This window comes from Pantoea sp. sgz302252 (assembly GCF_047713085.1).
Taxonomy (GTDB): Bacteria; Pseudomonadota; Gammaproteobacteria; order Enterobacterales; family Enterobacteriaceae; genus Scandinavium.
Genome location: NZ_JBLFJW010000067.1, coordinates 1 through 5,520 on the forward strand (window position 1 = coordinate 1; position 5,520 = coordinate 5,520).

General features: G+C 61.3%; 3 protein-coding genes and 1 pseudogene. 1 reads left to right on the forward strand and 3 read right to left on the reverse strand.

Annotation, left to right across the window (positions count from 1 at the left end; all coding sequences use genetic code 11):
* The 3 genes and pseudogenes from ACLW56_RS24790 to ACLW56_RS24800 form a co-directional block, all read right to left on the reverse strand.
* Positions 1-203: pseudogene (locus ACLW56_RS24790) on the reverse strand (hypothetical protein); the annotation flags it as partial.
* Positions 204-681: 478 nt separating this feature from the next.
* Positions 682-1,743 (reverse strand): site-specific tyrosine recombinase XerC, encoded by a 1,062-nt coding sequence (gene xerC / locus ACLW56_RS24795; protein WP_330986267.1) that lies wholly within the window; start codon positions 1,741-1,743, stop codon positions 682-684.
* Between the two features lie 204 nt (positions 1,744-1,947).
* A complete protein-coding gene (locus ACLW56_RS24800) occupies positions 1,948-4,923 on the reverse strand; it encodes a DNA primase (RefSeq protein WP_330986268.1) in 2,976 nt (991 codons plus the stop codon).
* Positions 4,924-5,025: 102 nt separating this feature from the next.
* On the opposite strand from ACLW56_RS24800, the gene ACLW56_RS24805 reads away from it, so the two are divergent.
* Positions 5,026-5,415: a helix-turn-helix domain-containing protein gene (locus ACLW56_RS24805; protein ID WP_415378145.1), complete on the forward strand. Its 390-nt coding sequence runs from the start codon at positions 5,026-5,028 to the stop codon at positions 5,413-5,415.
* Positions 5,416-5,520: the final 105 nt, after the last annotated feature.

Consider the following 5,520-nt stretch of genomic DNA (forward strand, 5'->3'; position numbering starts at 1 on the left):
AGCCGCTGCTTGCTGCGGCTTCGGGGCGGGTTGGCCGGGCGCGGGCTGGCGAGGCCCGCTGGCGACGGTACGCCGCCCCGTGGCACACCTGCCTGACCGGGTTTTGGGTTTGCATGACCACGCTGAACCGGGGCGGGATGCGTTGGCTGGCGGCGGCGGTAAGGAGTGACACGCGTGGCACGACCCGACGACGACAGACCCACGCCGGGCGGGCATTAACGCCTTAAGCGGAGGCCGCAGGCCGACAACCCCTGATGTGTTTGCTGAACACGATGAACACGCCGCAGAACGGCACGGAGCCGCCACGGACGGCGGCGACCGCGGGGCTGAGGAACAACGCCGGCGCTGACAGCAGAGCGCAGCTTTGCGCTGCGCCGGGCCCGGATGCTGACTGCGGCGGCAAGCCGCTCACCTGTCCTGAGGCAGACGCGCAGCGCCCTTAGCCCAACGGCGCCGACATAACGCTCGTTACGCGTGGCGGCACGCCACGACGGGCCGTTTCGCGTAATGCCGCGTTATGTTGAATGACGGCTGACCAGCAACGGGACCCGCAGGGAGCGCCGCTGTTCAGCGCTGGACAGACGGCATTTACCGCCGCTGACACCGATGGCAGGCGGCAAGAGGTGCGCAGGGAGGCGCGCCTTTTGCCTGCACAGGCTAACCATGCCGAAGAGAGAACCGCTAACTTTTCAGCCTGTCCGGCGACACGGTGGCTCCCTCCGGCTCTGTGCTGTCCGGCTGCTGCGCCTGCTTATCCCTGCGCCGCTTCTCTGCCGGGTGTGTCCGCGCGTGCACCTTCTGTAACGGCTTTATTGCCACCTGCGTGTAGAGCTGCGTTGTCTCCAGCTTCTCATGGCCCAGGATCGCCTGGATGTGCCGTGTGTCCGCGCCGTTGTCCAGCATCTGCGTCGCCATCGAGTGCCGGAAGATGTGACACGCCCCCGCTTTCTGTATCCGTGCTTTCCCGCGGATGGTCTCCCCGCCGATCTGCGTCAGCGTTCCCCGGTTCAGCCCTTTGCCGTGGTACGTCACGAACAGGTGACCGCTGTCGGTGCGTTGCGTCAGCCGGGGCCGCACATCATGCAGCCAGCGCGTCACCCACGCCAGCGCCACATGACCCACTGGCACCACCCGATCCTTATGCCCTTTGCCCTGTCGCACGTACACCACGCCCCGCGTGAAGTCCACGTCGCACAGCATCAGGTTCGCCACCTCCATACGCCTGATCCCGGTACTCCACAGCACTTCGAGGATCGCCCGGTTGCGCAGCCCCAGCGGTTTCTCCGTATCCAGACTGTCCAGCACCTGGCGCGTTTCCTGCTCGCTGAACACCTGCGCCGGAAGCCGTTTCTCTCCCTTCGGCAGCGTCAGCATTTCCGTCGGGTTATACAGGATGACGTGCCGTTTCAGCAGCCAGCGGAAGAAGTTCCGCACTGCGCTTAAGCGGTTAAGCTGTCCGCCCACAACAAGCGTGTTGCCGTCGGCTTTGCGGTAGCTGCGCAGATGGCGCTGGTATGCTTCCAGCACTGACAGGCTAACCTGTGACGCATACAGCAGCCCGCGCGCCTCACACCACGTCATGAACGGCAACAGCCGTTCGCGGTAGCCTTCCACGCTGCGCGCGCTGTAGCCTCCGGCTTCCAGGCTTTCCAGCCAGCCCAGCATATGCCGGCGCTGTGTCATGTGTTCGTTATGGCAACTGAGATAAAGGGCTTCCGGCCCCGGTGATTTAGGCCTGGTCATGATGGTTATCCTGATTGAGATGACAGTACGATAGCGATAAGAAGAGAAGATGGAACAGGGGTTCTGATGCTGGCCGACCGCTTTACGGTTTAAGCCCGGCAGGGCGTGGCTTCCGGTGGTTTTACACTACCCGACCGCCTGCCGACTGATTACCGACCGGGGGCCGACCATTGCAGCGGCTACCCCGACCGGACGGGGTCATACTTATGCTTCGGTGTTGCCCCCGCCCGGACGGGCCGCGTTATGACGGTGGGGCGACGTTTTCCCGTTCTGCCGGAACAGTGCTTTTTCATCTGCCCCGACCGCTTTAGCCTGTAAGCCGTGTGAGGTCTGGTCTGAGGCGGTTTTTTTCTTATCCGACTGACCGCCGACCGCTGCCCGACCGGAGGCCGACCGTTTCACCGCTTTCCCCGACCGGGCGGAGTCATACGGAGGGTTCACCGGTGTTTCCGCCACGTCGATCAGCCCGCACAGGTGCGCGGTGTCTGCGTTGCCGTCTCCGTCGAACAGCAGTTCATAGCAGAACGTCAGCCCGCGACGGTGGACCAGCAGGTATTCCATTTCGGCCAGCCGCGCCAGGTGGATCTTGAGCTGCGTGTCGCCCCACTGCACCGCGTCGCGCAGTTGTTTACGGGTGAACAGCATCGTCTCACGCGGCTGGCCGCTGCCGCTTACCCATTGCTGGATCAGGGTTAACAGCCTGCGCGTCTGCGGCGGCATCTCGTCCAGCGTGCGGCCTAAAATCTCATGCGCTAACTGGTTCGCTAACCCGATATCTTCCCGCGTCACCTCGATGTACTCCACCATCTGCCCGCGATGCTCCACGCGCTTCACCTCCCGCTGATACTGGTGCAGCAGCGTGATCGACTGGATCAGGGTCAGGTATTTCATGTGGTCGCGGCGGGTGCGCGTTTTATCGCTCATAAAGGTGAGCTGACTGGCGAACGGGTTCACCACGTTAAGCGGGCGCAGCAGTCGCTGTGCGTTCTGGTGTAGTGCGGTGATGTAATTTTTTTCGTTCGACGCCAGCAGCCCCTCCAGCGTCTGCGCTCGGCGCTGCGCCGCGTGGATCGCTTCTGTCTGCTCCCGCGACTCGTTCACCGTCAGCACCAGGCAGCGGTTGAGCAGCTCTTCGTCCACGTCGATGGCGGTGGTGGTCAGCATCAGCATCACCGGGCCTTTTACCGTGTACTGCTTCGTCACCAGATTGCCGCTGGCGTCGTCCTTGCCCGTACTGGCGATGCTTAACTCACCGTCCGACTGCAACAGCTTCAGTGCATACGCCGCCTGGCGTACACCTTCTTCTTCGGCGATGGCGAGGATCTTATGTTGCAGGTTGGTTTCACCGAGGTAGAACAGGCTCTGCCCGGTCATGGCGCTGTACTGTAAGCGTTCTTCCGGCGGGATCAGGTTCAGCACCGCGTCCATCAGCGAGCTTTTACCCGCCGCACTGGACGACTGGATCAGCACCGCCAGCGGGCGCTCCAGTTTGCGCGACACGGCGGCTAAGTAGGCGGCGGTGAGATTGGTGGCCTCGCCGACCACACCGCAGGCGGCCATATCTGAAGCGATACGCCTGACCAGATCCGGCGAACGCAACAACACAAGCGCCGCCTTTTCTTCCTCCGGGTTAACCTGCGCCGGGCAGGATGCCCCAGTGCCGCGAGCGCAGGGATGCGCAAGAGCGGCCCACTGCTCCAGCGCCAGCAGCACCTTACCCAGCGAACGACGCAGGTCACCTTCTGCCAGCCCCAGCTCTGCCGCCGCCGCCCGCGCATAGCCGGAACGTGAGCGGGCGCTCATCATGTCCACCGCATCCGCGAACACCACGCCGCTTTCGGTGTCCAGCACCTGCGCATTCACTTTCAGCGCGGCCGCATTCGCTTTGCGGCTTAAGCCCCGGAGAGTCCAGCGTTCGCCGGGTAACGTTACCATCAGTTCACCATCTGCCAGCGCTTCCACACTGACGCCCGGTACAGGGGCCGCAGTCGCTGGCAGCGCGGTGACATCAGCAGCGAATGAAGTGAGGTGTGCAGGCTCCGCGCGGATCTGTGGCACGATGCCGGCCACGGGCACGACCTCTCCCGCATCGCCCATCCAGATGGCCCCGTCGATCACCGCCCGGAACGCCCGTTCCGGTTCGGCAACCTTGCATAAGTATTCGTTCGCGTCCATGTCTGCCGGGAACACCACCCGGAACGGCGCGATGCCGGAAGCGGCTAAAGAAGACGCCAGCTTCACCGCCGCCTCATCGCCTGCCGTGTCGTTGTCATAGGCGATCAGCACCTGCTTAACGCCGTGTTTTCTGAACGCCTGGTGCATCTCATCGGTGAAGCCGTTGACCCCATACGCCGCCGTCACGTTGCGGAACCCCGCCACCCAGAATGACATGGCGTCGATCAGCGATTCACACAGGATAACCGTTGCCGGACCGACCAGCGCCTGCTCGTTCCACACCCCGCCATGCGGCCCCGGCAGATACAGATGCGCGGGCATTCCCCGCTGAGGGCGCTCGATCTTACGGCCATACATCTCGCGGATTTGACCGTGCAGATCCATCACCGGCACAACCAGTGAACCGGTAAAATGTTCGTGTCCGGACTCGCGCATGATGCCCGCCGTCTTGAGCCGGGCGCGGATCCTGCCGCCTGCCAGCACCTTTCCGGACGGCAGACGGTAGGCTAAGGTGCGGTTGGCGAAGCCCAGTTTAAAGGTGGCGACCAGTTCAGGATGGTTAAGGCGGCGCTTTTCCAGATAGGCCACCGCTTCCGGCGCGTCCAGCAGCGTGTGGTGATAGAACTCCACCACGCGGGAGAGCAGCGCCTGACGGCCCGCCTCATCTTCCGTGAACATGTCTGGTTCATCAGAACTGACCAGTGGTACCACGGCGGGATTGTCGCCCAGCTCGCCACGCAGTCGCTCCGCCGCTTTACGCAGGCTTAACTTTTCAGTGTGCATCACCCAGTCCAGCACCGAGCCGCCCGCGTTGCAGCCGAAGCAGTGATAAAGATTTTTCGACGGTGAGAGCACACAGGACGGGGTTTTCTCGTCGTGGAACGGACACAGCACCGCGAAGTCTTTTCCCTTTCTGACCAGCTTCCGGCCCTGCGTTTTTGCCACGGCGACTAAGGAGACGGCGGCTTTCAGGTGTTGTAGTTCTGCTTCGGGGATGCGGGCCATAAAACTGTTCCTTCAAAAACCTGTCAAGATTCATGTTGTATACTGTAATGGTACACTATATGATACCTAAATCAAGAGGGATATTTTCGGGGGGTTAGTATCATGGTAACTATTCACGACTGGTTAATTACCATGAGCTTTTCTCTGCGAGTAACCGAGCTACGTAAGAAGCGTGGCTTAACACAACAGGGGTTATCTGACGCTACCGGTATCCATGTGCAACAGATTAAAAGATACGAAGCAGGTAGCTCACAGCCTACCGCCGAGGCGTTAAAAAAACTGGCCGTTGTGCTTCATGTCACCTCTGATTTTTTATTGTTTGAGCCGGGTGAACGTGAGCCGGAGGATGATTTGAAGCTGCGCTTTGAAGCAGTGGCCGCAATGCCTTTTGAAGAGCAGGAAGTGGCCAAAGCTGTTCTTGATGCGATTATCGTTAAAAGCCAGGTTTCACAGACTATGGCGAGAATGACAGCAGCTAAAGAGAAGGATTAATTGAGCGCGGGATTGTGGTGTTGGACCACCACAATCCCGCTCACCACAGGCAACTAAACAGGAGTTGATCATGGCTGAGAAGCATTCTACGGCAGAACGGAAGAT